This is a genomic window from Paenibacillus sp. FSL H8-0537 (genome assembly GCF_038051995.1).
GTDB lineage: Bacteria > Bacillota > Bacilli > Paenibacillales > Paenibacillaceae > Pristimantibacillus.
In genome coordinates, this window is the sequence record NZ_CP150290.1 from 3,575,660 (window position 1) to 3,601,591 (window position 25,932).

Annotated in this window: 21 protein-coding genes and 1 pseudogene; 4 read left to right on the plus strand and 18 right to left on the minus strand. The window is 47.9% G+C overall.

Annotation, left to right across the window (positions count from 1 at the left end; genetic code table 11):
- Positions 1–76: 76 nt before the first annotated feature.
- On the plus strand, positions 77–2,323 hold the full coding sequence (locus tag MHB80_RS14900) for a heavy metal translocating P-type ATPase (RefSeq protein WP_341277743.1): 2,247 nt from the start codon (positions 77–79) through the stop codon (positions 2,321–2,323).
- Between the two features lie 78 nt (positions 2,324–2,401).
- Here the strand turns inward: MHB80_RS14900 and MHB80_RS14905 are convergent, their stop codons facing one another.
- On the minus strand, positions 2,402–3,760 hold the full coding sequence (locus MHB80_RS14905) for a PLP-dependent aminotransferase family protein (protein WP_341277744.1): 1,359 nt from the start codon (positions 3,758–3,760) through the stop codon (positions 2,402–2,404).
- Between the two features lie 184 nt (positions 3,761–3,944).
- Here MHB80_RS14905 and MHB80_RS14910 point away from each other — a divergent pair, with 184 nt between their 5' ends.
- Positions 3,945–4,898: a DMT family transporter gene (locus MHB80_RS14910; RefSeq protein WP_341277745.1), complete on the plus strand. Its 954-nt coding sequence runs from the start codon at positions 3,945–3,947 to the stop codon at positions 4,896–4,898.
- 22 nt (positions 4,899–4,920) lie between these two features.
- Here the strand turns inward: MHB80_RS14910 and MHB80_RS14915 are convergent, their stop codons facing one another.
- Together MHB80_RS14915 and MHB80_RS14920 are read right to left on the minus strand one after the other, a co-directional pair.
- Complete coding sequence (locus MHB80_RS14915) at positions 4,921–5,379, minus strand: GNAT family N-acetyltransferase (RefSeq protein WP_341277746.1); 459 nt, start codon at positions 5,377–5,379, stop codon at positions 4,921–4,923.
- A 616-nt stretch (positions 5,380–5,995) separates the two neighbouring features.
- Complete coding sequence (locus MHB80_RS14920; RefSeq protein WP_341277747.1) at positions 5,996–6,694, minus strand: hypothetical protein; 699 nt, start codon at positions 6,692–6,694, stop codon at positions 5,996–5,998.
- A gap of 66 nt (positions 6,695–6,760) precedes the next feature.
- Between MHB80_RS14920 and MHB80_RS14925 the strand changes: the two are divergent.
- Positions 6,761–7,210 (plus strand): annotated as a pseudogene (locus MHB80_RS14925) (tyrosine-type recombinase/integrase).
- Between the two features lie 42 nt (positions 7,211–7,252).
- On the opposite strand, the gene MHB80_RS14930 reads toward MHB80_RS14925, so the two are convergent.
- The 3 genes from MHB80_RS14930 to MHB80_RS14940 all read right to left on the minus strand — a co-directional run bounded on the left by MHB80_RS14930 (position 7,253) and on the right by MHB80_RS14940 (position 10,041).
- Positions 7,253–8,386, minus strand: a complete 1,134-nt coding sequence (locus MHB80_RS14930; protein ID WP_341282976.1) for a GDSL-type esterase/lipase family protein — start codon at positions 8,384–8,386, stop codon at positions 7,253–7,255.
- 342 nt (positions 8,387–8,728) lie between these two features.
- Positions 8,729–8,977, minus strand: a complete 249-nt coding sequence (locus MHB80_RS14935) for a hypothetical protein (RefSeq protein WP_341277748.1) — start codon at positions 8,975–8,977, stop codon at positions 8,729–8,731.
- Positions 8,978–9,066: 89 nt separating this feature from the next.
- The gene (locus MHB80_RS14940; protein ID WP_341282977.1) at positions 9,067–10,041 is read right to left on the minus strand and encodes a ring-cleaving dioxygenase; all 975 of its coding nucleotides are present in this window, start codon (positions 10,039–10,041) and stop codon (positions 9,067–9,069) included.
- Between the two features lie 464 nt (positions 10,042–10,505).
- On the opposite strand from MHB80_RS14940, the gene MHB80_RS14945 reads away from it, so the two are divergent.
- Positions 10,506–10,772 carry a hypothetical protein gene (locus MHB80_RS14945; RefSeq protein WP_341277749.1) on the plus strand — a complete coding sequence of 89 codons (267 nt, stop codon included), beginning with the start codon at positions 10,506–10,508 and terminating at the stop codon, positions 10,770–10,772.
- 113 nt (positions 10,773–10,885) lie between these two features.
- On the opposite strand, the gene MHB80_RS14950 is transcribed toward MHB80_RS14945, so the two are convergent.
- The 12 genes from MHB80_RS14950 to MHB80_RS15005 form a co-directional block, all read right to left on the minus strand.
- Entirely contained in the window at positions 10,886–12,568 is a 1,683-nt protein-coding gene (locus tag MHB80_RS14950) for a thiamine pyrophosphate-binding protein (protein ID WP_341277750.1), read from the minus strand.
- A complete protein-coding gene (locus MHB80_RS14955) occupies positions 12,568–14,367 on the minus strand; it encodes an ATP-binding protein (protein WP_341282978.1) in 1,800 nt (599 codons plus the stop codon). Before MHB80_RS14955 ends, MHB80_RS14950 begins: the two co-directional genes overlap by 1 nt.
- Before the next feature lie 27 nt (positions 14,368–14,394).
- Positions 14,395–15,285, minus strand: coding sequence for a diguanylate cyclase (locus tag MHB80_RS14960; RefSeq protein ID WP_341277751.1), 891 nt, complete (start codon positions 15,283–15,285; stop codon positions 14,395–14,397).
- A gap of 29 nt (positions 15,286–15,314) precedes the next feature.
- Positions 15,315–16,367, minus strand: a complete 1,053-nt coding sequence (locus MHB80_RS14965; RefSeq protein ID WP_341277752.1) for an HD-GYP domain-containing protein — start codon at positions 16,365–16,367, stop codon at positions 15,315–15,317.
- Between the two features lie 303 nt (positions 16,368–16,670).
- Positions 16,671–16,964, minus strand: coding sequence for a DUF3817 domain-containing protein (locus MHB80_RS14970; protein WP_341277753.1), 294 nt, complete (start codon positions 16,962–16,964; stop codon positions 16,671–16,673).
- Positions 16,965–17,060: 96 nt separating this feature from the next.
- Complete coding sequence (locus tag MHB80_RS14975; protein ID WP_341277754.1) at positions 17,061–17,738, minus strand: DUF4166 domain-containing protein; 678 nt, start codon at positions 17,736–17,738, stop codon at positions 17,061–17,063.
- 22 nt (positions 17,739–17,760) lie between these two features.
- Positions 17,761–18,693, minus strand: a complete 933-nt coding sequence (locus MHB80_RS14980) for a DoxX-like family protein (RefSeq protein ID WP_341277755.1) — start codon at positions 18,691–18,693, stop codon at positions 17,761–17,763.
- On the minus strand, positions 18,683–19,135 hold the full coding sequence (locus tag MHB80_RS14985) for a DCC1-like thiol-disulfide oxidoreductase family protein (RefSeq protein WP_341277756.1): 453 nt from the start codon (positions 19,133–19,135) through the stop codon (positions 18,683–18,685). Before MHB80_RS14985 ends, MHB80_RS14980 begins: the two co-directional genes overlap by 11 nt.
- A 123-nt stretch (positions 19,136–19,258) precedes the next feature.
- Positions 19,259–19,903 (minus strand): response regulator transcription factor, encoded by a 645-nt coding sequence (locus tag MHB80_RS14990; RefSeq protein ID WP_341277757.1) that lies wholly within the window; start codon positions 19,901–19,903, stop codon positions 19,259–19,261.
- Positions 19,900–21,234: a HAMP domain-containing sensor histidine kinase gene (locus MHB80_RS14995; RefSeq protein WP_341277758.1), complete on the minus strand. Its 1,335-nt coding sequence runs from the start codon at positions 21,232–21,234 to the stop codon at positions 19,900–19,902. Before MHB80_RS14995 ends, MHB80_RS14990 begins: the two co-directional genes overlap by 4 nt.
- Positions 21,235–21,304: 70 nt before the next feature.
- Positions 21,305–22,513 (minus strand): MFS transporter, encoded by a 1,209-nt coding sequence (locus MHB80_RS15000; protein WP_341277759.1) that lies wholly within the window; start codon positions 22,511–22,513, stop codon positions 21,305–21,307.
- Positions 22,514–22,753: 240 nt separating this feature from the next.
- On the minus strand, positions 22,754–25,882 hold the full coding sequence (locus MHB80_RS15005) for a glycoside hydrolase family 2 TIM barrel-domain containing protein (RefSeq protein ID WP_341277760.1): 3,129 nt from the start codon (positions 25,880–25,882) through the stop codon (positions 22,754–22,756).
- Positions 25,883–25,932: the final 50 nt, after the last annotated feature.

Below are 25,932 nucleotides of genomic sequence, written 5' to 3' on the forward strand. Positions count from 1 at the left end.
GACAGATGCTGTCATCGAGGCATATTATTTATATATGAGCACTTATTCATACATTGCTACGAAAGAGGGCTGAACCATGGTTGAATATCGTGTAAAAGGTCTTACCTGCGGCCATTGCGCCCATACGATGGAAACAGAAATTCAAAAATTGACGTTTGGCGAAGATGCCAAGCTCAGCTATAATTCGGGCAAGCTGCTCGTCAATGAGCAAATTTCGATGCAGAAGGTTGAGCAAATTTTGAAGTCAGAGGGCGCTTATTTAGAAAAGCTTTCTGCTCCCGCTGTGGATAAAGGCTCAGCCCCTAGCGCCGATCCTCACGGTCATTCGAATCATGACCACGCTTGCCAGGACGGTCATTGTCACGGGCATGATGCCCATTCGCATAGCGACAGCCATGATCATGGCGACCATGGGCATGATCATAGCCATGAAGGCGGAAACTCCCGCATGCTGAAGCTGCTGATTGCATCCGGCGTGATCTATGGGGGAGCGCTGCTGCTGGAGCAAACACTGAGCGCTCCACTGTTAATTGCCCTGTACTTGGCAGCTATTGCGATCAGCGGTTATACGACCTTTTGGCGCGGACTGCGCAATCTGTTCAAGCTAAAATTCAATATTGATACGCTCATGACGATTGCGCTTGTTGGCGCCATTGCCATCGGTGAATGGAAGGAAGCAACGCTCGTCGCCGTGTTGTTCGGTGTCAATGAATGGCTGGAAGGCTATGGCATGGAGAAGGCGCGACGGTCAATGGAGATGCTGCTGCAAGTAGCCCCGAAGGAAGCGACCAAGCTTATGGATGGCAAGGAGCTTGTTATTCCCATTACCTCGCTAAAGGCGCAAGACATCGTACGGGTCAAGCCGGGCGAGAAAATTCCTTCGGATGGTGCCGTCACGGAAGGGAAAAGCTCGGTTAATGAAGCTGCCCTTACTGGTGAATCGCTTCCCGTTGACAAAGCGGTCGGTGATGCCGTATTTGGCGGCAGCATCAACAATGAAGGTGTACTGGTCATCCGGATTGATAAAGCCTATGAAGATTCCTCGCTAGCGAAGATTTTGCATTTGGTAGAAGAAGCTCAGGAAACAAAGACGCCAACCGAGCTGTTCATTAATAAATTCGCCAAATATTATACACCGCTTATTATGGCGATTGCTTTGCTTGTTGCCCTGCTCCCTCCTCTGCTGCTTCAAGGGGATTGGACGAAATGGCTTTATCAAGGCCTTTCTGTGCTTATTGTCGGCTGCCCATGCGCCCTCATTCTTTCTTCGCCAATCGCCATCGTTTCGGGCATTACGCGCAATGCGCGCAACGGCATTTTGATTAAAGGCGGCGTATATTTGGAGCAGCTTGGAAAAATCGATACGATTGCCTTTGATAAAACAGGCACTTTAACCAAAGGAGAGCCGCATGTCGTAAAGGCAGAGGTTTATGTGGAGACACTTTTCTATAAGGTAGCCGGCGCGATGGAACGCTCCTCCTCCCATCCGCTCGCCAAAGCGGTTATGAAGGCCGTGCAAGACAGTGGGGTCAGCTTGCCTGAGCCAGAGGAAATGATAAATGTTGCTGGCCGTGGAATGGAAGCTGTCATAAATGGCGAACGCTACTGGCTCGGAAATGAAAAGAGCATCGCGCATTTAACCTTCCCGGATCAGGTGAGTGAAAATATTGAACAAATGAAAGCAGCCGGCCTCACGCTCGTTATTGTTGCCGATGCTGAGCAAATACTTGGCTTGTTCGGAATTGCGGATGAAATTCGTGAGGAAAGCCATGCAGTCATCGCTGCACTTCATCAGCAGGGCATTAAACGCACCGTCATGCTGACGGGCGATCACCAAAAAACAGCCGAAAAAGTGGCTTCGGCCGTTGGAGTCTCTTCTTTCTACGCAGGTCTGCTCCCGGAAGATAAAGTAGCTCGTATTAAAGAGCTTGCGGAAAGCGGCCAAGTCGCCATGATCGGTGACGGTATTAATGATGCCCCCGCCCTCGCATCTGCCCAGCTTGGCATTGCCATGGGCAAGGGCACAGACAGCGCCATTGAAACGGCGGACATTGTGCTCATGCAGGATCATTTGGGCAAGCTGCCCGAGGCTATTTCTGTTGCCAAACAGGTAAACAGGGTCATTCGCTTTAACATTGCGGTTTCACTTGGGCTTAAGGTGCTGGCGCTGCTGCTGACCATACCAGGCTGGCTCACGCTGTGGATCGCCATTTTATCCGATATGGGCGCCACCATTTTCGTCACCTTGGTCAGCTTGACGATTCTTATTCCGCTGCGCAAAGCTTATGGGCCGGTTTTAAAGCGCAGCAAGCCGATAAAGTAGCGACGAGATTAAGTTGTTAATTGCTGGATCATAAAAAAGCAGAGGAACGGGCTCGTGATGCCAGCTCCTCTGCTTTTGTTAATAAAAATGATTAGCCCGCTTTACTTCCTCCACAATACCCGCAATGCCCTCATCGATTTGCCCCTCGCTTGCCCGGGAGATGCTGATTCGCAAAAACTTTTCCCGCTCCAGATATTCTGGCAAATAGAAGCCTTTCCCGTCAACAGCCCGAATATGTCTGCCCGATAGCCGTTCCATCAGCTGCTCCATATTGACGGTAATAGGCAGTCTATATTGGGTATAGATGCCCGAGCTCACACCCGAGGCTTGAATAAGCCCTGCTCCGTTATGCCGCTCTAGCGCTTTGTTCAGCGCCAGCATTCGTGAGGTGTACAGGCTGCTTATGGCGTGCTTATGGCGTTCATACATCCCATTTTTAATATAAATGTCCAGAGCCGCTTGTGAGAGGAATGACGTATCACCGTATTTTTTATAGCGGTAGAACGTTTCAATGAGCTGTTCCGGCAATACAGCAGCCCCCAGACGCAAGCCGGGAAAAATAATTTTCGAGAAGCTTTTCAAATAAACGACATGCTCTGTCAAATCATAGCTATAAATCGGATCAAAGCCCCGTTCCACACCTAAATCTGCCATATAATCGTCCTCGACAATGTAGACATCATATTTTTTCGCCAATGCAGCTATTGCTTTCCGTTCCTCGGTTGTATAAGAGGTGCCCAGCGGATTATGATAACGCGACATCGTGTAGAAAAATTTAATATCCCCGCCCTTAAATATCCGCTCCAGCTCCTGTAAGCTGATTCCTGCTGCGGTGCGGGCTATAACAGCTGTTGGCAGCTGCTCAAATTCCAGAAACCGCAAATAAAGATTGTACGTGGGCTGTTCAACAAGAATGGTGCGCTTGCCATTCGGGAACGGCATTTTCGCCAATATTTCCAGCGCCTGCTGAGCACCTGACGTCACAAAAATCCGCTCGGTTTTGGCAAACACCTGGTCATTTGCCAAATGGCGGACGAGCGTTTCCCGAAGCTCTGCCATTCCTTGAGGATCGCCATATGTAAACAGATGATATTTGTACGTATCAATAGCTTTATTCAAGCAATGCTGGAAGTCCAAATACGGAAATACAAACAGATCAGGTGATGCCGATGAAAAATCAATGCCCTTGCCTTGAATGCTGTCTTCACTTTGCTCGCTTCCGCTGCCAGCCTTGTCCACTACATAATAGCCGCTCTGCGGGATGGAATAGATCGCATGGCGCTTTTCCAGCTCCGCATATGCACGGGTAATTGTATTTGTACTGCAGTGGTACAGCTCCGCAGCTTTGCGAACGGACACTAGCTTGCTGCCTGGACGATAATGCCCATCACGAATTTTCTGTTCCATGTCGGACAAAATCGCAAAATACTTTTTCATTATGCCCCTCCCTACTCCTGCTGCCTTCACTCTCCCATTATTATACTCCAAATCACCAAACTGTATTGATACAGTTCTCGAAATCAGCTATCGTGCGGTACTGACAAATGCTTTATCTTTAATTTAACAAGATGAGACGTTCGCGAACACGACCTCGCCTAAGCCAAGGAAGGAAGTCATACCTATGAAAGAAAAAAGTATTAAGCTCGCCTATATATTCGCTGTATTAAATGCCGTCATTATCGGTTTCTCCTTTTTATTTGCCAAGCTGTCGCTCGGAAGCGCCCAGCCGCTGGATACGCTCACGTTCCGGTTTGCTTTTTCGTTCCTCATCATGACGATCCCTGTCGCACTGGGCATGATTAAGCTGAATTATCGCGGCAAGCCCCTATTTAAAGCATTTCTGCTGGCAGCGATGTATCCGCTCGGTTTTTTCACCCTTCAGGCTTTTGGCCTGCTGCATGCAAGCTCTGCCGAAGGCGGCATTTTATATGCATTTACGCCTGTTGTGACAATGATAATCGCGGCCATTTTCCTGAAAGAAACGACAACCCTGCTGCAAAAGCTGTCCATTTTCCTCTCGGTATTTGGCGTTGTGTTCATTTTCTTGATGAAGGGCAGCAGCATCGATTTATCTAATATGCTCGGTATTTCCCTGCTGTTTCTGACCTGCTTCGCTTTTGCCGGCTATAGCGTACTAGCACGCTCGCTTTCTAAGCATTTTAGCCCGGCAGAACTGACCTATTTGATGCTCGGGATTGGTTTTGTCGTTTTTCTCACGATATCGCTGGTACAGCACATGGGTTCGGGGACGATGGGCAGCTTCCTTACGCCGCTGCGCAGCGGGTCCTTCCTGCTATCCATCTTCTATCTAGGAGTCATCTCCTCGCTCATCACTTCTCTGACGTCCAATTACATTTTAGGGCGAATCGAGGCGTCGAAAATGAGTGTATTTACCAATTTATCGACGATTGTATCTATGGCAGGAGGTGCCCTTTTCCTCGGTGAAGAGCTGACGATGTATCATGTGATCGGTTCCCTATTCATTATTGCGGGGGTAGTCGGCACTAATCTGCTGGGCAGTAAGCGTAAACGGCTGTTGCCGGCCTCTGGCAGCGAAGCTACCGTTTCGAAATAGTTTATGGCATTAACTAATTAGTTTATAACGTTAAATAATAATGCTTATACTCTGTATCTTGCAAATAGCCATTTCGTTCATAAAGGCGCTGAGCCTGCACATTCGAAACCGCGGTAGACAGCTCAATTCCTTTCGCTTGCAGCAGGCTGGCATAGCTTTTCGCCTGATCCAGCAGCAATTGGGCTACGCCCTGCTTTCTGTGGGATTCCAAAACGTATAGATCGTTTAATATATAGGAGCGTTTCATCGAAATCGACGAGAACACAGGATACAGCTGGGTAAAACCAGCCGCTTCGCCGCTCCCGATATGTTTGGCTAAAAAGACGACCGAATCCCGCTGCTCAAAACGCTCAAACAAAAAACGGCGTGCTCCCTGCACATTTGGCGCTTGTCCATAAAACATACGGTACAAATCAAATAGCGTCGCCAGTTCATCCAACTGGTCTATCCCTGCTTGCTGAACAACATAAGTATTTTCCATTTCTCAGCCTCCTGTTTAAGTAGTATACTAAATCACTATGCAGGGATCCTGCCAACATTTTAACGATCATATACGCTAAGCTAAATGTTCATGAGAAAAGCTGGTTTCCCTACTCTAAGGATTAACCGGGTTGCAATTTTCATCTGCGGTAAATTTTTTCATGATGAAACACCCCAATTATTAGATTTTTATGTCTAATAATTGGGGTGCAGTTCATTTACGGTCAGTTCATTTCATTTACTTTGATTCTATTGCAAGTTTACCATCGTACAGCAACTTAAAGTATTTATAGCCTGCTACGCCAACAATAACGAAAAATACAAATTGTTTTATAATTATAGGAATATTGATTGCTTCGGAGAAAATCCATACGATCAACACTACGGTAAAAATAATCTCGTAAAGGCCGATTTTGAATCTCATTTCTGGTCTGATCATCCTTATTTTAAGTACTAAAGATATACTGCCAATGAATGCGAGTATAAGCCAGAAATAATATGCGTCTTTGTTGAGAGAATAGCCGAATAGTGGACCATATAATAATCCGAACGAAACGATTGAAAATTTTTGTAATTTCCGTTCAGTATCCTTCAGTTTACTATAATCTCGCGTCATATTACCATGTCCCCTGTGACAGATTTGGAAAGATTCCATTCCAAGAGATTCCGAAATAAACTCCACTTTGACTATTATATTTTGATTGTATAATCAGGTAACAAAGATTAGACATTCCACCATATCCAGCTATTGTTAAAACTGTAGTGAGAATAGGGCCAGCAGGACCTAGTATTACAGAAACACCTTCCAATGCAATAATAAACGCTGGAACACCAATACTTGCTGCTACGAACAGATACTGTTGGATGTCGTTTTGATTAAAATAGATTTTCCAGTCACTTATGTGAAGATTTGGTGAAACAGTTGAATTAGAAGCCATTGCGAGGGTACTTCCACTTACAGGAGTTTTCGACAGTACATTTTTTTGATTTGCATCACTAACTAACCTTCTTAATAAAGAAACATATTCATTAGTTAACCCATATGCTGATTTCAAGTATTCGGTATTGTCATGTAGTATAATTATTTTTTCATCTTTTTCGGAGAATTCTTTTGCTACTCCGCTTTTCGTGTACGTATCGAGGAAGTCTTTGGTTTTTTGATCAAAAGTAGCATAATAATTGCCGGTGTTTGTTTGCTGGGTGATTGGTGCGATGGTTTTCGTAACATTACTTACTGAAGAAAATCCGGTTAAAGGAAAACTCCACATTAATAATGTAGCTGATGTAAGCATAACGATAGATTTTTTTAGCTTCATCTTTTAATTTTTCCTCATTTCATATTTGGGCTTATTAACATACCATCATACCAAATAAAAGAAAAAATAGCAAATTTTGAGATCGAGCGAGTTAACTTGTTGTTCGATCTCACCACCCACGAAGATTTGAATCCCAAAACACTAAAGGAGTACGCAAGCGACTTGAAACCTTTTATCGGTTGGTTTGAGACAGCCGACCATTAACCGACGGCTTATTACCCTGAAACGTTTTTTCGAGTGAGCCGTGCTGGAATCCAGGATTCACAGTGGTCAGCTTACGGTTCGTTCTGGAAAACGGAATAAACATCTTTACGCCATGTGATTCAAAAATACATGAAAGCGGCTCGCCTAGAAGGATTGAGCGCCCACGATCTACGGCACCGGTTCGAGTATGCGATGGCAGAAAACACCCCGTTGCACCGCTTGGCACAAATTATGGGACACAATAGTCTGGACACAACGATAATTTACGTCAAGGCGCCTCGTGCGGAACTGCAAGCGGAGTTAGAAAAATAGCGGGCATGCAGCGAAGTTCTCGCTAGCACGCCCGCTATTTCCTTAAAAGCCGCTCAAGCCTTGGCTGCTGAGATTGTTTTTCACAAGTTGAGCCAGTTTCTGGGCACCCGCATAGTTGGGATGCAGCGAATCTCCTGTCATGTACAGGTTCAAAGTTGCTGCTGGGCCGATGGAGGTGAAATAAGCCGAACTAAGCACATTGAGATCAACGAGCTTCACATTTTCTTCGACAGCCAGCGCCATTGTTGCTGCTCTGTACCATCTGCCCGTTGAGTTGTGGACATTGCTCGCATTAAAATCAGTTGCCCGGCCTTGCGGCGTGGAAAGGACGACGGTCGCTCCCTTCGCCTTGACCTGGGTAACCATATCGCGCATAATCTCCTTGAACTGCGCTTCGGTCGTTTCATTTTTTGCGGTAGTATCGTTAATGCCGAACTGGAGAATGAAATAATCGCCCGGTTTAATATATTTCAAAACCGCTTCCAGTTGTCCATCATCCCGGAACCCTCTCGCGAATTGTCCACCTGTCGCCATATTCCGTACCTGAAACGTGCTGCTGTTAACATATTGCTTCAACATTTGTCCCCAGCCGCCCTGTATGCTGCTTGCCAATGGATAGTAGTTCGCGACCGTAGAATCGCCGCCAATATAAATCGTCCGCTTCGTAACCGGATTATTTGAAATTTTCGTAATTTCCAGCGAGCTGAGCGTAAAGACAGTGCCGACCTTGCCTTCTGTTACCAGAATATTAAGCTGCCCGTCGGTAATTGGAATTTGAAAAGAGTCCGTTGCATTATTGCCTGTCATATTCATAATTTGATAAACGCCTTCTGCGGCCACGCTTGCTCTCGACGTATTACCAAGCATGACCTTCACTTCGTAGAGGCCGTTCGACAAATTTACATTAAACGTATTCGTGCTTTTCGTACCGAATGTAAGGAAGCGTACCGCATCACTGCCTACGCCCGTTCCGGAAGCGGTTACATTTTGCATATTGGCTGGTGTATTAAAGCCGTAGCCCGTCGAAGCTGAAAAGCCGAGCGTAGCAGAGACGCCAATGTAGCCGGAGGCCACACCACTATTGCCAAAATCAAATTTGTAATTGTCCGCTGCACTAACCTTCTCCCCCTGCCCCAAGCTTATCCCGCCAAGCAGCAAAGTAAAAGCCAAGCACATTAAAAAAGCCTTTGACCATCGTTTCTTTGTCACTTCACTTCCTCCTCTTTAATAGGTTGTCCCATATAGATGCACCTTAATGAAAGCGCGTTCAAAAAAGGGACTCAAAGGAACTTTACCATAAACACCCTTCTTTTTCTACATGATTACAAAAAAATATAATATTCCCTTGTTCTTGCATGACAAAAACCCGCTAGTGCGAGCTTCCTGTCCATTTTCGCTTAACGGCTTTTGACAAGCAATTCTACTGCTTCTTCCTTCAAACCCCGTTTTACATGCAAAATAAAATAGAGCATCCGGAAATGCTTCCGAATGCTCCATCCAACCTAATAAATGAAGTAATTACCCATTTTCTCGCTCCAATTCCTTAATCGCCGTATATACAGCCTGCTTGATTTCTTCAGGTTGATTGTACATTTCTTCTGGAAACTGCACAGAGGCAATGCTTCCCTGCTTAACGACAATATCCTGAAGCTGCAATTCAAATTTAAAACCATCAATGAAATCTGTGCCGTCACGGTCGCGATAACAATACATACCGGAAACATCTTCCTCGTCAATGATTAGTACCGCATTTTCAGTCAGCTTCAATGCCTTCCCCCCATTACGTTCGCTTTATACATTAGTATAAAAGAATTTGGAGAACAATGACAACTCGGCAAGCCTCATTTCGTTAGGACTTAAGCCTTAAGCGTCGTATCAATGGGTTTAAGCCGTGCTTCGATGGCTTCACGGCGCGGCTCCAGAAACGGAGGAAGCGCAAGCGATTCGCCAAGGGTCTCGAAAGGCTCGTCCGTTACGAAGCCTGGACCGTCTGTAGCCAATTCAAACAAAATGCCATTCGCCTCGCGGAAATATAACGAACGGAAGTAGTAGCGTTCCACGAAGCCGGAGTTTTGCAAGCCTGCCTTATTCAGTACGTCGATCCACGCCATAAGCTCTTCCTTATCCTCTACACGGAAAGCTACATGGTGAACACCGCCTTTGCCAAGGCCAGCGACCGATAAATCGCTGCGCGGCTCTACCTGTACTTCAGAGCCGGAGCCGCCCTCATGAGCCTGCATAATAATAATATCGTCCTGTCCTTCGACGAGAGCAGGAACGCGCCCTGTTTCTTTGAAGCCGAGCAGCTTGAGAGCGGCAACGGTTGAATCAGGCTTGCGAACAGTCAGTTTTACAGGGCCGAGACCTGTAATCCCGTATTCTACCGGCACTGGGCTGCGATCCCAAGGTGTTCCGGCTGCAACACCGCTGTTCGTTTCATCAGATACAAGGGCAAGCTGCTGCCTTTCTGGATCTTCAAAAAAGATAACGTTGCGCCCGGCAAACGATGTTATTTCTGAATGCTTAACCTCATGCTGATCAAAGCGCTGAAGCCAATATTCCAGCGCCTTGTCGCTCGCTACCCGCAGCGAAGTGCCGGAGATGCTGCTTACGCCAGGACGGTTGCTGCCAATGCCGGGAAAATCAAAAAACGTCAATTCTGTACCCGGATTGCCTCTTTCATCGCCATAAAAGAGATGGTAAGCGGATGTGTCGTCCTGATTTACTGTTTTTTTAATCAGTCGCATGCCAAGCACTTGCGTGTAGAAGTTGTAGTTTAAGGATACGCTGCCTGTCATGGCAGATAGATGATGGATTCCTTTTACGTTCATCATAAACACCCTTTCGAGTTATATTGTAACTTTATAATTGTAAGTATATAACCTTTCGGTTAGGAAAGCAAGTCTTCCCCGTTATCATTGTGAGCTAGCCGATAAACACGCCAAAAAGCCGGAGCTGCACAATCGCATGCTCCGGCTTTCCTTCCTCCATAAGCTTTGTGCTTTCAGGAGTCTCCCGATTTGTTCGCCAGCCCGATGATCATGATGACAAGCACGAGTAATTGAATGAGTAGCTCAGCGCTCATTTTCATACCTCCATTGCTGTTCAAAATGCTCCTTCGTTCCGGCTTCTCCTCTTCAAGTGGCTTGAAACTTCGCTCCCACTTTATAGGTATGCGGCAGTTTTGTCCAATATGCCCTTTAACCAACAGCAAGAATATGCTATAAGTGACTTTGAAATAGAATATTTATCCATTTTTACAGTTCTATCGTAAAGCCGTCAGAGCGTAAGCGAGGTGTCCCATGCGGAAGGTTTTGTGGAGCAGCAGGTAACGGCGGTTAATGGGACGCGGGATTCATTCGAGCGGATTAGGCAATCCATCGACGGAATTGGCAGCCACATTCGAGCCGTCTCCGTCTCGACGGCGGAGCTTGATGATAATGCCGGCAAAATTTCTGAGGTCATTGCAAGTGTTGCCGCCATGTCGCAGCAAAGCACGGCTTCGACAGAAGAAGTTGCTTCCTCGACGCAGGAGCAGTTTGAGTTTATTTCGAATATTTAACGAACATCGACCACCATAGATTTGCATAAAAAGAAGCCTGAGGAGGCCGTCACCATCATGTGACAGCCTTCTCAGGCTTTATTATTATAATAGCAGGCTCCCTAGTTGAAGCTTTAATACGTCGCCCCTTGCAAAAACTTTACTCGTTCGCCCATTGGCGGAATTTCATTGCCATCCACGACAATTTCTACGACGATGGGTCCACTTACGCCTTCGGCAAACCACTGCTGAACATGCGCGGCTTGAAGCTGCTCCACAGACTCGACTTGCATATGGCGAATGCCAAGCGACTGGGCGACTGCTGCAATGCTGACGCGCTGCTGCGAGAAATCGCTGAGACAGCGATCGTATTGCAGCATATGACCATGATAGACCATGCCCAGACGGGCGTTGTTAATGACAGCGAAAACGATTGGCAAGCCGTATTCCTTAGCTGTCATTACTTCAAGGCCATGCATGAAAAAGCAGCCGTCGCCCGTGATGCAAAGGACTGGGCGCTCAGGCTCCGCGAGTTTCGCACCTAGCGAGCCCGCTATGCCTGAGCCCATACCGCCAAAATTAATATTAATATCAAATTGCTGCTGCTCACGAATGAGCAAATTTTGAATGGAATACGTCATGAACTCGCCAATATCGATGTAAAAGCGGGTTTGCTCTGGCGCGTTTGCCCCAAGCATACGAATCGCAGTACGTGTATTCCACGTCTCCATCTCCAAAGCATCGGCCGCCGCCTCTAAGCGGGCAAAATGCAGCTGCTCCAGCAGCTTTTTCCGCTCTGGGCTCAAGCCGATTCCTGCCTGCGCAAGCCCCGCGCTCAGTTGGCGCATTACAGGAGCAATTTCACCGTGCAGGGCGAAGTCCGCTTCGTAGCAGCGCCCAAGCTCCTGCTCATCATAATCGATATGAACGAGCTGCTTGCCCGCCGTCAGTCTCGTTTCCCAATTGCAGGTGGCAAGTTCGCCAAGGCTTGAGCCCAGTACCATAATAAGCTTATGGCCATCGCTGTTTAGAAATTCAATGGCTTTATCATTGCCGGACAGGCCATATACGCCGAGCGATTGGGGATGGTCTTCAGGGAAAGCTCCCTTTCCACGCGGGGTCGTGGCGACCATCCAGCCTGTCTGTTCCGCAAATGCGAGCACTTCAGCCTGGGCGCTTTTCGCTCCATGACCGAGCAATAAGGCCCCGCGCTCGCCAGCTTGCAGCACCGCTTCCAATGTCGCATCCATGAGCGTTATGTCTGCCAGAGCCAGCTGCTCCTGTAGCGACGGCACCTCAGGCAGCACCATATCCCCTATATCGGTCATCTGCAGGTCGATCGGTATTGAGAGATGTACCGGTCCTGGAACCCCGCTAATCGCCGTCCAATACGCCTCAGCAATAGCTCCCGGCAGCTCTTCAGCCTTCATTACCATGCGGCTGAGCTTCGTGACTGGCGCAAAAATCGGATCAGCTCCGAGCTCCTGTGCGCCTCCTTTGCCAAGCCTAGGCGACGGCACCGAGCCGGAGATAAAGATGACCGGCAGCTTCTCTTTCCATGCATTGGCTGCTGGTGTCACCAAATTAGTAGCGCCCGGACCGCTGGAGCCTACGCATACCGACGGCATGCCGGTGATGCGCGCATAAGCTGCCGCCATATAGCCGGAGCTCGTCTCATGCTTGGCTACTACTGCCTGCAGCTCTGGCAAATCATATAAACAATCATAAAGGGCATTTATCGAACCAGCAGGAATGCCAAATATATGTTTAACCCCCTGCTGGATCAAAAAGCGCAGACCCGCTTCAATAGCACGCATTATCTCTGCCCCCTTTTTGGCAGCATAAACGTGAATATAGAGCCTGCTCCTTCATTGCTATTAAACCAGATTTGACCGCCATGCAGCTCAATCAGCTGCTTGGAGATAGCAAGACCCAGCCCCGTACCATTAATTTGATTATTAACCTGATAAAATTTCGTGAAAATGTTTTTTTGCTTCTCAAGCGGTATGCCGATGCCATTGTCACAGACTTCCAGCTTTAAATGATCATCGTCGGAGGAAGCGCGAATCGTAATTTGTCCTTGCTGTGGCGTGAATTTCACCGAATTGGACAGTAAATTAAGCAATATTTGTAAAATTCGTTCCCGATCCACCTGAATAATCATATCGGCCGTCTCTTCGATTTCTATTTCCAAGTTGATTTTCTTCTTATTGACCAGCGACTGGACGATGCGTGCGGCCTCATGAATTAAATCATTGAAATCAACAACCTTATAGCAGAGCTCAAATTTCCCATTTTCCATCTTGGCAAAATCAAGCAGCTCATTTACCTGGTTCAATAAACGCTCAATGGACCTGCCCGCCGTATCGAGCAAATCATGTTGCGCATCGTTTAATTGGCCAAGCAGCCCTTTGCCCAATATATCGACGGTGCCCTTGATTGCAGTGATTGGCGTTCTCAGTTCATGGGACAGCGTTGCAATGAAATCATTTTTGAGCTCATTTAAGTATTCCAGCTCCTTGACAAGCCCCTCCAGCTTGAAGTTCGCCTGCTGCAGCTCCATCGAGCGTTCACTTACTGCCTGATCCAAATGCTCAGTATGCAGGGCATTAGACAAAGCCGTAGCAGTTACGTCGGCAATGGAATGGCAAAACTCTATTTTGCCTTCCTCGTACTCTGTAGGCTTATGAATGGATGGAATCGCAATAATACCAAATACGCTGCCCTTGGCCACTAGCGGAATAGCGAGCAAGCTTTTAATTCCGAACATCTCACATGCTTTATGATTAGGACGCTCGTCCGCAAAAACGTCCGGAATGAAGATCGCCCGTTTGTGCATAATGACTTCGTAAAACAGCTTGTCATTGTCAATGCTCAGCTTGATCACATCGCGATGCTTCCCACGCCAGTCCTCTTCCTTCACATTCAGAGAAGAGAGATGGAAAGGCTCAACTGTCCGATCCTTCTCATTGAACAGATGAATGGCAACATCATCCGAGCCGCTGGCACGCTGCATATAATAAAAGCAGGTTTTTAAAACTTCACGCACGGACAGCGACTTGGACAGCGACTTTGTTGCATCAAGCAGCAATTGCTGCTTCTCCAGCAGCTCCTGCGACTGCTCGAACATTTGCAAATTGCGGATCGCCACACTGGCCATATTGACGAACGCTTCTGTTACGTCCATCTGCTCCTGTGTTAAATTCATTGGCTTGCCAAAGTCATGAACGAACACAAGCCCGAATATTTTATCATCGACAATAACCGGAATCCCCAGAATCGACTTGATGCTCAGCAGATTTTTTTTCGCATCGTCAATGCGATTGTCTTTGCTCGTATCAGGAATATAGCCAATTGTCCGATTTTGCATAATATCGTGTACGAAAGCATCCTTCGATGGATCAATGATTAACTCGGTTATATCAACAGGCATTTTATTGCCTTTGTAGCCCTTGTACGTTCCATTTGGCTGCTTGAGAAAAAAGCCAACTAGGTCGGCCTGGGTAAGTTCACTTGCTATTGCATCAACGAACACTTGCAAAATTTCAGACTGCTCATATTGCGAATTGATAATTTTGGTCATATGAAACAGCTTCTTGAAGCTCTTTAATTCCATCACTTCACATCATCCATTCATCGTAGATTAATTCACTGTTATTTGGTGCCTGCCGCCTCGTTTCGAGCCTAATAATGCAGAGTCCGCTTGCGATATCATCTGATGAAGGGTGCTGGAGTCTAAGCTGTGAGACACTCCAATGCTAACGGAAACTTGAATCTGCTTTTGGGAAGGATGGCCGACCTGCATTTGATCCACAGCGGCAATAATGGCTTCTGCCGCCATGAGCGCTGCCCCTCTATCCTGCAAAATAACGAGAAACTCGTCTCCCCCATAACGGAAAGTCACATGCACATAAGGAGTCAGCACCTGGAAAAGGATGTTTCCAATGTCGCGAAGCGTCTGGTCGCCAATCATATGACCGAAAGTATCGTTAATCGTTTTAAAATTATCCATGTCAATCATAAGGACGGACTCATAATGCTTTTCTCCGTCTTTAATTTGCTGGGCTACGACTTCCAAATATGTACGGTTGTAAAGTCCCGTTAGCGCGTCCACATAAGCTAGCTCTGCAAGCTGCTCATTATCCTTTTTCAAGCTCGTCAGCTTCATTTTTTGCTGCAAGGCAATCGACACCTTCATCTCGAGCAAATCAAGATCATAAGGCTTGGTTAAATAATCAAATGCGCCAAGTTGAAGGCCTTCCAGCATCGCCTTCTTCTGCACATTGGCAGACAGAAAAATGATCGGCACATCAAAATCATCTTTGTCCAGCCAGCGTTTATAAACCTCAAATCCCGACAAATCCGGCATCATAACATCCAGTAAAATCAAGTCCGGCGCAACAGCGTCAATCATTTCCACCGCCTGCCTGCCGTTCTCGGCTACATAAATATCATAATTCAGCGATGTCAAGAAAACACGGAGTATATGGATGTTGTGAGGCTCATCGTCGACAATAAAAACTCTCTTGCGCATATATGTCCCCAACCTTCTTCACTATAAAATCACTCATCCCAAACCAATCTGTCCATAATCATATGATCATCAAGCATTTGCAAAAATGCTTTTACAAGCCGCCCGTCAAACTGCTTACCTCCGTTGATTTCCAGCTGCCTCCGAACCTCGAAGACAGGAAGGGAATGCCGGTATACTCTCGTAGAGGTCATAGCGTCGAAGGCGTCTGCCAGACTGACAATTCGCACGAGCAAAGGAATTTCATCCCCGCTGAGACCGTCCGGATAGCCACTGCCGTCAATACGCTCATGATGCCAGCGTACGACAGGCAATATTTTCTGAACATCAGGCAAATCCTTGAGCAGCTCGTATCCGATTGCAGGATGCTGTTTAATAACCGAAAATTCATCCTCCGTCAGTCGATCAGGCTTGAGCAGTATCGAGTCCGGTATGGCGATTTTTCCAATGTCATGCAGCAGTGCCGAAATTTTGAGCTGCTCCAGCTGCTCAGCATCAACCCCTACTTTGGCGCCCAGCAAAGAAGCGTAGAAGGCCACATTATAACAGTGATTAAGCGTAAAGCCATCCTTCATCCGCAAAGTGTTGACCAAATTCTCGTAGGATTGCTGCTTCAATACCTGCTTGCGAAAATAAATTTTCTCGATTAACTGTTCCATTTGCATTGTAACCATCTGGCAGATATGAAGCTGCTCGTCTGTCAATTGAACCTCAGAACGGAAGCACAATAAAATCGCGCCATAGACAGAACGGTTTAGGTGAAAGGTATATAGCGATTGGAAAGTTGTCATGGACAGGAGTTTAATCGCAGGTTTGGCGCTGCTCATCTTTATACAGAGGCGCATGCCCGAGGACATGTCTGAAAATAAATCGGTGTCTATCGCCATTTGCTGCAGAAGCTTCAGATCCGTTTGATTGATTTTGAAAGAATATGGTATAAGCTCATTTCGCCCATTATCGTGCGGCAGCAACAAACAAATATGCTGGCAACCGATCAATGTCTCCAGGTATTGTCCTAACAACCCAATAGAATCCAAGATCGAATCAGAGTTAATCACACTTTTGAAAAATACTGAATTTTGCATTCATTTACCTCGGATTCTTATTCGTCATGTCTCAAATACTGGTTAAGTAAGTTTCCACACGATTTGGCGAAATCCTCTTCTTTTGGATAAATTTCCAAAAAATACTTATTGATTATTCGTGGGGAGCCGGATGAATCATAGAAATACCATAGCATATCTAGGTTTAATCGTACTAGTGCTTAAGACACCGTTTTTCAAAAAAATTTTACCGAAAGTCCACGCAGCATAAAAAAAAGTCTGGCTCCCCAATTACGGGTCTCCAGACTGCCTAAACCATTGAGACATCTGTCACATATACGTCTGTTAACGAAGCTTGCGATCCAGTAAAAATGGGCCAAAGGGTACAAAAGCAGCAAGGACTGCCAAAAAAGAATGAAAGAAGGATAATTGCTTGACGAAAAACGCGTTGGCTATGCCAATTAGATAGATGACAAACAGCCAGCCATGCAGCATCCCTGTAATCGCAACCGCCTCGTCAATGCCAGCGCCGTACTTTAGCGGCATGGCAATAAAGAGCAGCACTAAAAACGAAATCCCTTCCGTTATGCCGAACAGGCGCAGTCGGCCGATCGCTGTTTTCATCGTATGGGTTGACATCTGTGTTACCTCCTGGCGAAATGATCTTCAAACACATCCTAATCATACCAGCATGGCGGGCAAAATACGCATTCATACTTTGAACAAGTTGTGAATCTACTCCCTGTGTTCCTCGCGCAAAGGCTTCACATCAAGCGGAATCGGCTGCTTGCCGGTATCGATGAAATAAGCCTGAAAGGAGCCCGAATAGCGAAAAATCGTACCGAGCAGCGGATTGTTCACCTGAACCGAGATCCGGTATTTATCCAGAGCCTCATCATACCATTCCGTCACATCGGCTTCGCCCGTCAACATTCTAGGAAAGCGGAATTGCAAGAAGCGCTCATAGAAGCGCTGCTGGCCAGAACGGATGCGAATGCCTCCACCCGGTACGGCAGAAATATCAAGGTCTACAGCCAGATGCTGCTTTGTTCCAAGGTAATCGACAATTTTTTCATGTTTTCGACTATAAATCATCGTAGCGTCGAATCTTCGTATTTTTTGCGGAAATTTGAAGGTTCTGATCCATGTTACCGTTTCCCGGCCGAATTGGTCTGCATAGGCATAATTCCCAATCGTAAACGGAATTTGGCTGCCACCCTGCGGGAACATGATATGGCGCGAGCTGCCGATGTAAAGCGGGATGGCAACCCGCTTGCTGTACCAAATTTCTTCCATGACGCCTTCTCCAATCGAAGCCATGCCATCCGTACTGCTGAAGCCAAACCGTTCTTGAATGCGCGGATGCAGCCTAGCAAAGTCAGCACCTAACACCTTCTCATAAATCGAAGCCATCGTAACGGTCCCCTCTCTGTTATTAAGCTTTCACCTTAGGTTTACGTAAGCCGCGTGACGCATCAGGCAGCCCATTGAAGGTCCGCCATGCCGCAAAGCACAGGCCAATCATCGGGAGCGTTATCGTGGCTGGATTATAGGAAGCTTGCAACAGCTCCGGGCTGTTTGCCAGAGCTATCGTTGGCAACAGCAGAAGCATTGTCAGCTGCAAGCAATAAATCATTGAAAAACGATGAAACACAACCCAAATAATCGCCAGCGCTACTTCACCGAGCCCGAGAAATACGAGAGCCTGCTCCTCCCAGCCTGAAAATAGCCCCGAGGCTTGCAGCTGCGCAAGCTCTCCTGTCTCCGGGTAGAGCAGCTTGGGCACGATGCCCTGATAAAGCCATAGTACAGCAAGCAGCGCCAGGCTCACATAATGAATGAGTGCACGCTGAATCGTTGCCGCAGGCGGAATATGCTGCTCCAGCCATATTTTGAGCACATCAAAGCTCCAAGCGGTTGCCCACCCGAATAGCGGGCGAAATAGAAGGCGATCGAAGGCTTTTCCGGCAGCGCCAAAGCGTGTTTTATAATCATAGCGGGTGAGAAAAATAACGTCCTCTCCGCGCTCGGTATACTGCCAGTAGCCTCTCCCCTTGCTGATCAGCGACAGCTTTTGCTCCGAGCTGAAGGAGAGGGTGGACAGGCGGGATTGCCTTTCTTCCTTTTCCAGCCATCCTGCACGAGTCGCCCCTGTGCCCGCTATTGCAAGTCCGAAACCGATGCGTGTTTGGTAATGAAACCTCTGAATTTCCTCTTCCGAGCGGCGGGGCAAATATTCAATGGCTGTAAAGCGCATATCCCACTGTACATGCTTGCTTGGAATTTGTGTGTAATTCCAGAGCGTATCCAAATCCGTACGGATCGTCGTTTCGACATAAATCGACCTATCTCTTCGCTTATTTGACATAGGAAGCCGCCTCCTCTCTTTCTTCTATTAAAAGGCTTTGCTGATTAGCGTTTGGAAGCAAGCAAAGCTTCACCTGTCCAAACCAGCCATAACGCTTAGCGGCAATCCAATCGTAAACAACGTTTCTCAGTAAAGCAGGAACAACCATTAGAACATAGAATAGCGGCCAAAGCCCCTTTAATTGCCTAAGGACGCGCAGTGCTGCTTCCGATTTTGTGTAGCAGCGGCCCTCCTCGATCATAATAAAGGTGTCCAAGTCGCCCGAAGGCAGCAAATAAGCTTCCAGCACATATTGCCCTGCAGGCGATTGCAGGGCAGCAAAGCGAAAGTAGGCTGCCTGATCACGCGCAATAACGAATTGCGAGATTTTACTGCACAGCTGGCATTGTCCATCAACGAGCAGCAGCGCTCGTCCCGGTCGTTTTTTTCTAGGTGCTTGCATGATGCCCCTCCGTTCTTTCCTTCATTGTAGTAGGAAAAGCAGCATTTGATCAGTGCTAACTTTTGTAGTGGGCACACGAAAAAGGGTACTACAAATCGTAGTACCCTCCCCTTGCTTATACGATTATTCTTTATTTTCCTCCACACCAACGGTCAGCCCTTTGCGCCGCACCTTCTCCACCGCTTCCTTGCGGCTGCGGACGCCAAGCTTCTTGAGCAGTTTGTTCACTTGATTTTTCAGCGTGCTCTCCGCCTTATACAGCTTCTGCTCGATTTGCGTCTGCGTGTAGCCCTGTTCAATCAGCTCGAATACTTCCCGTTCTGCGGAGGTTAAATCCTTTAGCTGCTCCTCGCGCTTTAACCTGGCAAATTCCTTAAGCAGCGCTTCCATCGGTGCAGGATGATGATAAGCGCTGCGGATCGCTTCCGGCAGCTGGCGAAAGTTAGTCTTTTCAATATAGTTGATCGCTCCTGCCGTGAACGCCTGGGTCATGATGTCCTCTTCGCTCATAGAGGTCAGCATAATGATTTTCGCGGAATGAATGCGATGCATCTCGACCGCCGTATAAATACCGTTCTGCTGGTGATCAGCGAGCTGAATGTCGAGAAGTGCGACATCAAACGACAAGGTTCGAGCGAGACTCAGCGCTTCTTCCGCAGTTGATGCCGCCCCCACGACGAGCAAATCTGCTTCTTTATTTAAAAATAACGTCATCGCCTTCACCCAATCGGGATCATCCTCTACGAGCAGCACCCGAATATGGCTCATCCCATTCCCTCCTTGATTTCCATCACTTTGCGGGCAGGAACATGCAGCAGCACTTCTGTCCCTTCATTAATAACGCTGGAAAGCTCGATCGTCCAGCCGCTCTGATGTACGACATTATACACATAAGCGAGTCCCAGTCCAAAGTTGCGGCTGCGATTTTTCGTACTATAAAAAGGCTCCAGCGCTTGCTTCAGCTGCTCCTCAGTCATCCCTTTGCCGGTGTCGCTCACAAGGAGACGCACCGCTTTTTTGTGCCAGCTCAGCGTCACCTTTACTTCTCCAGCTATTCCTTCTGGAATGGCTTCAATCGCATTTTGCACCAGATTATTCAATGCTTCCAGCAAATGAAGCGGATCACCCAGCACAGTCGGCCTGCATAACGAATGCAGCTTGAGCTGAATCGGCCTGCCTTCGAGCGGCTGCTGCTGCAAACAGCGCTCCACAAGCTCATCCAAACGAACCGGCTGCTCGCGAAGCACAATGCTTCTGGTTTGGCTGTGAATGCTCGTTACCATCGCAAGCATATGGCTGGAAGCCGTTTCAATGATTCGCAGCTGCTCCGCTGCCTCAGGCGACCCGGCAGACAGCTCGCTTTTTAAATTTTCCGTGCTGATCGCAATTTTTCCAATTTCGTTCTTAATCGTATGATTAAGTATCGTCGTCCCAGAGCTGACCGCCTTGCGAGTGCTTTCCCATTGATCACGCTCGAAACGCAGCTTGACGCCGAGCACGCCATAAGCAAATGTGCACAATACGGCTACCGTAAGCGAATAAAAGATGAAGAGCGAAATATAACGGAAATAATCGAAGGCAGGCGAAATGACATTCGCTACATTAATAAGGATAAGCACCGCCAGCAGTGTCGGTACCATAATAAGGGCAATTATAAAACGATTTCGCTTCCGGCGGCTATTTTCCTCACTCCAAAGCGAGACGAGCAGCAAATAGCAGGAGGCTAAATAATAAGGAGCTGTCCAGGCTAGCAGTATCGGGTAATCCAGCTCCAGCCTCGGCGCAATCGGCGTTATGGACAGCATGCCGACTACTGGAAGCAGCAGCAGCCCTTTAAGCAGCAGGCGCACCCTTGCATTTGCCACTTTATCCGAATAAACGATGCTGAACACCAGCACGCCATAAGGTGTAAACGTGTGATTCATCAATTGAACGAGATGAGCTAATACATTCATTTCTCCTGCGGCCAGTGTATCAGCCAGCCCGCCTATAGACGCAAATCCGAGAAAGAAAGCGGCCCAGCGATTCGACTCGCTCCGCGGATTTGTCAGCAGCAGCAGCGAAGCAGCGGCAAGCAGCGCTGCAAAATAATAAAGCATACGGTATCCTTCCTCAAAAAAGCGTGTGATCGCTTTATTTTACCATAATTCAGCGATTCAAGATGTATTTTCACACCTGCGGCGATGCTTTAGCGCTGCTTGTCCTCGCCCCGCTCCCGAGTTTAACTGTAAAAACCGCAATGGCGAATATGACTGCGCTTAAGCTGAAAACAATGGGCAGCGTCCATGCAGCCATTAATACGCCGGATAGCGACATTCCGATGACCATCATGCCAGTAAACATGGGCGTAATCGTTCCTCCGACCCTACCGATGAAGGCAGCATCGGTGTTTTGAAGAATAATGGTGTTAATGCCCACCTGAATAAGCGGAACACAGAAGCCGCCTAGAATGAGCAGCGCAAAAGTTAGCGGGATGCTCTCCGACCAGCCGGTGCCCAGCGTAGCCAGTGCATTTGCCGACAAGCCGAATAGGAGCAGCCTGCGCGGACTTGCCTTTTTTCCGATTGACATTACCACCCCACCGCCAACTAGCATAGCTGCCCCGCTAACCACTAATAAATACTGTAAAAACGACTTATCCTGTCCTAAATTATCAATGGTAATAAACAATGATAGCGGCTGGGTAAGCCCAGAAGCGAGGCCAATTGCCGCGAACGTAAGACCCAAGGAACGCAGCGCATGCTGGCCCCAAACATAATGAAGTCCCGCCGTAAGCTCCCGTCTGAAGCTTGCTGCCTGCCGTGTGCGCTCAGGCTCGGCATCTCGCGGCAGCAGCATCAAGATAGCTGCTGATCCGCAAAATAGTATAGCTGAAGCAACAATTGCCACCTCGATGCCATAATGCTGATACACAAATGTCCCGAGCAGCGGCCCAATGACCATAAAGACAGCCGTTACTGTCTGATACATCCCCATCATCGCTTGCAGCTGATCCTCTGGCACATGCTGCTTGAACAGCTTCATGCCAGAGGGCTGGGAAAACTGCGAAAGCACGGCCGAAACCAGCGTCGTCAGCAGCAGTCCTTGCCAAGAGCCGCTAAGCAATGCGACCCATACGCCAAGGACGGAAAAAGCGGACAAGAAATCGCAGCTTATCATCGTCCGTTTAGGCTTCCAGCGGTCAGCAAACGTGCCGCCAATGATGGCAAATACAAAAATCGGCGCAAACTCTGCCACTGAAATAAGCGATACTGCTGAGGGATCATTGTTCGTGACCTCCGTCACATACAGCAAGATCGCAAAGTTCCTAATCCAAATACCCAATTGGAGCAAAATTCTGGACAGGATGATCGTGCGAAAAAAACGATTACTAAACATTTTTGCAACTCCTCTAGTTTTTAATTAGACAAAATTAAGATATGTTTGCATATTACTTAGACATAATATTATTTTGTTTGGTTTTAGTCAACACTTTTGTTATGCCTGGTTAACCCCTTCCCTTCAAATATGCCCGCTAAATGCAAAAAAACTGCCGCTGCGACCTGATCGGTCATAGCGGCAGTTTGCCGTATTGTAGCTATATGTTTAACACAAAGCAATCCTAGCGTTAGTCCTCGATTATTGTCCGCGCAGCGAGACGCGGAAACGATAGTCGCGATTCGCTGGAAGCGTATATTCCGGATGAACCCGCGCTCCCCAGCTGTCGTCTCCGCCAACGCCCATTTGACGATAATTGACGCGAACGACTGTTTTATCGCTCACAGGCAGCTTGTAAGGATGATCATGCCCTTCCAGCTCATCAGCTGTATAAGGCAGCACATTTAATTCGAAGCGCGGCTCGCCCTGAAGCGAAATGCCGCTTCCGTTTGCATCGGTTACTGCTGCGAAGCGCACTTCGGTTTTGTTGCCGCATTCCTGCGGACGAATGTAAGGCATAAGCTGATCCTTCACCTTGCCGCCGAAACGTCCAAGACGCGCACTTGTTTGACGGTCCCAATATGATTCATGTGGGCCATTGCCATACCAAGCGATAGAATCAAACGTTTCATTCATTGTGAAAAGCAGGCCGATTTCTGGTATTTCCGGCAAGCCTTCACCAGGCTGCAGCAGCAGCTCAGCTTCAATCAGCCCATCACCGTAAATCGTATAAGCTAGCTCGCAGCATGTCTCAGCAGCAGCGCTTAAGCGGTATTGCGATTTTACTCTCACGCGATCTCCAAGCGCTTCCCAGCTGAAGCGGATTAATTGGCGCTCCTTCGAAGCAGCCTGCCAAGGCGCACAGCGCTCGACATGTCCATTTCCGCGGTCATTATCCGTGTATGCACGCCAGAAATTCGGGACAATCGGCGAAGACAGCAGCTCAGAACCGCCAATTTGGTAGGACTCCAGCTCGCCGCTCGCCTGATTGAAGCGAATGTCAAAGCCTTCTCCCGTTAACACAAGGGCTCCATTAGATACCGCTTCAACCGCTATTGCACCATACTGCGGCGATGCAATCTCTACAGCAACAGGGGAGACAGGCAGTGCGGGCGCGATAAATTGACCGAAGGCCACCTCATGTCCTTGCTCCGCCCATGGCGTAGCTTCCTTAAGCACAGCTCTTACCGTAAGCGTAATTTCTTCATTCAGACCTGCTTCTGTCGGCATTTGGAACGGAATGGCCAGTTCGGCAGAGGCGCCCGCTGCGATGTCTACGGTCAGCACGCCTTTTTGCATAATAATGCCGTTGCTGTTCAGCTTCCAGTGCAGCTCGTACGCATCCAGCGATACGAACAGATTTTTATTGTCGACGCGTACCGTACCAGCTTCCCAGTTCGGGCTATGAATTTTGATGTTTTGGTAGCAGGCCTTCACTTCATGCAGCTTAGGGGATACGGTCCGATCAGCAAAAATCAAACCATTGCCGCAGAAGTTGCCATCGTTCGGGCTATCGCCATAATCGCCGCCGTAGGCCATGTACGTAATGCCATCCGGTGTTTGCGTGCGAATAGCCTGATCGATCCAATCCCAGATGAAAGCGCCCTGAAGGATCGGATATTTGTCAAACAGCTCCCAGTATTTATGCAGGCCGCCACAGGAATTGCCCATTGCATGGCTGTATTCGCAAATAATAAACGGCTTTTGCGGATTATTTTTGGCATAGGCTTCTACGCCTGCTGGACTTGTATACATGTGGCTCTCAATATCCGAAGCCGCTTCGCTTTCGCGACAATGGAACACGCCCTCGTAATGCACAATGCGGGACGGATCCGTCTTACGGAAATAATCGGCCATTTTCAGGAAATTATCCCCGCCAAACGATTCATTGCCAAGCGACCAAATAACGATCGATGGATGGTTTTTATCGCGTTCGAGCATGGAGCGACTGCGGTCAAGCACATTTGCCGTCCATTCTGGGAAGTTGCCAGGCACGGCGTCTCCGACCTCTTTTTGCCCATATGTCCATGAACCATGCGTTTCGAGATTGACTTCGTCAATAACATAAAGTCCATATTCATCGCACAGATCATACCATAGCGGATGGTTCGGATAATGCGAAGTACGTACGGCGTTGACATTATGCGATTTCATCAGCTTAATATCGGTCACCATATCCTCGTAGCTGAGCGCACGCCCGGTGTCACAGGAAAACTCATGGCGATTGACGCCTTTGAAAAGAATGCGCTGACCGTTGATCTGCATCAAGCCGTCTTTAATTTCAAACGTGCGGAAACCGACTTTGCAGCTAACGGCTTCTGTCAGCTTGCCCTCTGCATCTTTAAGCGACAGCACAAGCGTATATAAATGCGGCTCCTCAGCGCTCCATTTGAGCGGCTGTGCAAGCTTTGTATTCAGTGTTAAGGATGCAACCGTTTCGCCCTTCTCCTGACGAATCGCTTCTCCACTCAGCGGCTGCTGCCAAACCGGCTCGCCGGAGGCATCATACAGCATCGCTTCGACAGCCGTTTGCTGCTCGGACGCTTCCTCCTCGAAACGAACCTTCACCTCTATCGTCAGCTCGCCATCTTCATAATTCGCATCCAGCGCCGCCTTAGCGAAGAAGTCATAAATATGGACCTGAGGCGCCGTATACAAGTAAACCTCACGGAAAATACCGCTCATCCGCCAAAAGTCTTGATCCTCCAGCCAGCTTGCGTCGCACCAACGGTATACTTCTACCGCCAGCTTGTTTTCACCCTCTTGCAAATAAGGCGTCAAATCAAAATCCGCCGGCGTAAATGTATCCTCGCTATAACCTACAAGATCACCGTTTACCCAAACGTAGAAGGCAGACTCCACACCCTGGAAGCTGATAAACACAGGCTGTCCATCCCAGCCCTCAGGAACGGTAAAGGTTGTCGCATAGGAACCGACCGGATTATATTTAACAGGCGCGAATGGCGGCTTAATATCCTCCTTGCCCACCCATGGGTAAGTCACATTCGTATATTGCGGGTAATCATACCCCTGAAGCTGCCAGTGGCTAGGCACTGGAATCGAAGCCCAACTGCTGCAGTCATAATCCAATTTATAAAAATCAGCGATGCGTGCTTCCGCATTTTCCGCAAAGGAAAACTTCCAATCCCCATTGAGCGAAACATAACGCTCGGAGCCTGTACGCTCGCCTTGAAGCGCTTCCTTGGTGCTTGTATAGGAAATACGGGTTGCATGTGCATCCAACCGATTAAGCTCAAAAATAGTAGGGTTGTTATTCCACTCTGGATATCCGTTAGCTGGAGCCTGATACGTAAATTTGCTCTTTGACAATGAAGGCACCTCTTTCAACTCAGAATAAGATTAGTTATAATATTCATATT